Annotated in this window: 3 protein-coding genes; 1 reads left to right on the forward strand and 2 read right to left on the reverse strand. The window is 50.4% G+C overall.

Annotated features, from left to right (window positions below; all coding sequences use genetic code 11):
- Nucleotides 1-351: FTR1 family protein (locus tag ACKOVI_RS03900; protein WP_509602724.1), on the forward strand; the 351-nt coding region annotated here is incomplete at its 5' end.
- On the opposite strand, the gene ACKOVI_RS03905 is transcribed toward ACKOVI_RS03900, so the two are convergent.
- Both ACKOVI_RS03905 and katG read right to left on the reverse strand, forming a co-directional pair.
- Nucleotides 326-1240 (reverse strand): DMT family transporter, encoded by a 915-nt coding sequence (locus tag ACKOVI_RS03905; protein WP_509602725.1) that lies wholly within the window; start codon nt 1238-1240, stop codon nt 326-328. The genes ACKOVI_RS03900 and ACKOVI_RS03905 overlap by 26 nt on opposite strands.
- A 53-nt stretch (nt 1241-1293) precedes the next feature.
- A partial coding sequence (gene katG, locus ACKOVI_RS03910; RefSeq protein WP_509602726.1) for a catalase/peroxidase HPI occupies nt 1294-2935 on the reverse strand: 1642 nt, incomplete at its 5' end.

Genomic DNA, 2935 nt, shown 5'->3' on the forward strand with positions numbered 1-2935 from the left:
CTTGCAGTCTCTGTGATTGCTGGCTGGCTCCTCTACAAAGGTGCTCTCAAACTCAACCTCGCAAAATTCTTCCGTTATAGCGGCATAGCGCTCATCGTTGTTGCTGCAGGAATGTTCTCTTACGGAATTCATGAGTTCCAAGAGATTGGTCTGATTCCAGGCGATGAGAACAAGCTCTATGACATTTCAAGTGTCATTAGTAAAGAGAGCGTCCTTGGTTCAGTTCTCAAGGGTCTCTTGAACTTCACCCCAACACCATCAGTCTTGCAGGCGATTGGTTGGACCGGATTTATTGTTGTGGTCTCGTACTTTTTCTTTAAGAAGCCTAAGAAAGTTGCGGTTGCTGCGTAGTTAATCGATGGGCAGATTCAATCTTCTGTCCAAAGTAAGACGAGCCAATAATTATCACGGCGCCAGCAACCCCAAGCAGAGCTAGCTCTTCTCCACCCAGAGAGATACCGACTATTACTGCCCACACAGGTTCTGTTCCAAGGAGCAAACTTGCCCGCGACGATGATGTTCTGCGGATTGCCCAAAGAGTGACTAAGAATGCGAACGCTCCGCAGAGCAAGCTCAAGAATGCGAGATCCAGCCACAGTCCGGTATCAAAATCTTTCAATGCTTGAGTGATTCCAGCTATCGAAAAAGCAGAGTAGATAACTCCGCACGTCAGGCTCTGAAGCAAGGTAATCGAGACCGAGCTGTAACTCTTCGATGCTGTCAGGTGCCCCATCGCAGTTACATGGAGAGCGCGAAATAGCGCTGCTGCCAACATGAGCCAGTCACCTATTCCAGGTGCGGCAAACCCCTTATCTGAAACCAGGAGGGCGACTCCAACCACAGCAAGTACCGTGGCAACGAAGAATGGTCGTGGCAACCAGTTTTTGGAGGCAATCGATTCGAAAATTGGAGTGAAGATAATTGCAAGGCTGATGATGAGCCCCGCATTTGTTGCAGAGGTTTTAGCTACGCCAGAAGTTTCACAGAAGAGAATGAGGGCCTGAGATGAACCGAGACCGATACCAAGGTAAATCTCCGGACGAGTAATGCGATCGCGATTGATTAACCAGATCAGCGCCATCGCTATTGATGTGGCAATGAATCGAAGGCTGAGTACCGTGAGGACTGGCGCATGTTCAGTAAGAGTCTTAGCTGAAAGGTAGCTCGCTCCCCAGAGAGCGGCGACGAGAAGCAGTGCGAAGTCGACTTCACGAGCTTTAAATTTCTGGGTAAAAGACATCTGCGCACCATACTCGAGTAACCGAGCATGGTGCGCAGATATAAGAGGTGCGATTATGCGAGATCGAAGCGATCTGCATTCATGACCTTAGTCCAAGCCGCGACGAAGTCATGTACAAACTTCTCGCGATTATCGTCCTGGGCATAGACCTCAGAGTATGAGCGCAGGATCGAGTTGGATCCGAAGACTAGGTCAGCACGCGTTGCTGTGAACTTCACTTCTCCTGTCGAGCGATTACGCAGGTTATAGAGATTTTCACCTGCTGGCTCCCAGACATACGTCATATCGGTGAGATTGACGAAGAAATCATTGGTCAGCGCTCCAACGCGATCTGTGAAGACCCCATGCTTGCTGCCTTCGAAGTTTGCACCGAGCACGCGAAGTCCTCCAAGAAGGACAGTCATCTCTGGGGCTGTTAGGCCTAAGAGTTGTGCTTTATCGAGCAAGAGTTCTTCAGGCTGTGCTGAGTACTTTGCCTTGAGATAGTTACGGAAGCCATCATGAATTGGCTCAAGTGGAGCAAAGGATGCGACATCAGTCTGCTCTTGAGTTGCATCGCCACGTCCCGGAGTAAATGGAACGGTGATGGAGGTGCCAGCTTCCTTTGCTGCCGTCTCGATTCCAACATTTCCCGCAAGGACAATTACATCTGCAAGAGATGCGCCTGCAGATTGAGCTAGCGGTTCCAGTACAGAGAGAACCCGTGCCAGACGTGTTGGCTCATTGCCTTCCCATTCAACCTGAGGCTGAAGGCGGATGCGTGCACCGTTTGCCCCACCACGCTTATCTGAACCGCGGAATGTACGAGCGGAATCCCAAGCAGTGGCAACAAGTTCAGAGACAGTCAAATCAGTTGCAGCAATCTTTGCCTTCACTTCTTCAACGTTGTACTGAGTTGAACCAGCAGGGATTGGATCCTGCCACAGCAAATCTTCTGCAGGAACATCAGGTCCAAAGTAGCGAGCCTTTGGTCCAAGGTCGCGGTGAGTGAGTTTGAACCATGCGCGAGCAAATACTTCACTGAAGTAATCAGGGTTTGCGTAGAACTTCTCTGAAATTGCGCGATATGCAGGGTCCATCTTCATCGCCATATCCGCATCAGTCATCATCGGGTTGTAGCGCTTGGAAGGATCCTCAACATCTACCGGCTTATCTTCTTCCTTGATATTGATTGGCTCCCACTGATTGGCGCCAGCAGGCGACTTGGTGAGCTCCCACTCGTATTCCAAGAGCAGCTTGAAATATCCGTTATCCCATTGGGTCGGGTTGGTAGTCCAAGCGCCTTCTAGTCCTGACGTTACAGTGTCACGACCCACGCTGCGGGTGGTGTGGTTCATCCAGCCGAGGCCAGCTTCGTGGATATCGGCGCCTTCCGGAGCAGGGCCGAGATTAGCTGCCTTGCCATTTCCGTGAGCCTTACCGACAGTATGACCACCTGCAGTCAGGGCAACAGTTTCTTCATCGTTCATCGCCATTCGAGCGAAAGTTTCACGTACATGCGCCGCTGTCTTAATGGGATCTGGATTTCCATTAACCCCTTCAGGGTTTACATAGATAAGACCCATGTGAACTGCTGCAAGTGGATTTTCGAGAGTGGTTGCATCATTAAGATTTTCATAGCGCTCTTCTGACGGTGCAAGGAATTCATTTTCGCTGCCCCAGTAGATATCGATCTCTGGGTGCCAGATATCTGCG

It is taken from the genome of Candidatus Planktophila sp. (assembly GCF_046070465.1).
Classification (GTDB): domain Bacteria; phylum Actinomycetota; class Actinomycetes; order Nanopelagicales; family Nanopelagicaceae; genus Planktophila.

Coding starts and splice junctions, on each gene's coding strand:
- ACKOVI_RS03905 (WP_509602725.1), bottom strand. CDS start 1,240: ATGTCTTTTACCCAGAAATTTAAAGCTCGTGAAGTCGACTTCGCACTG.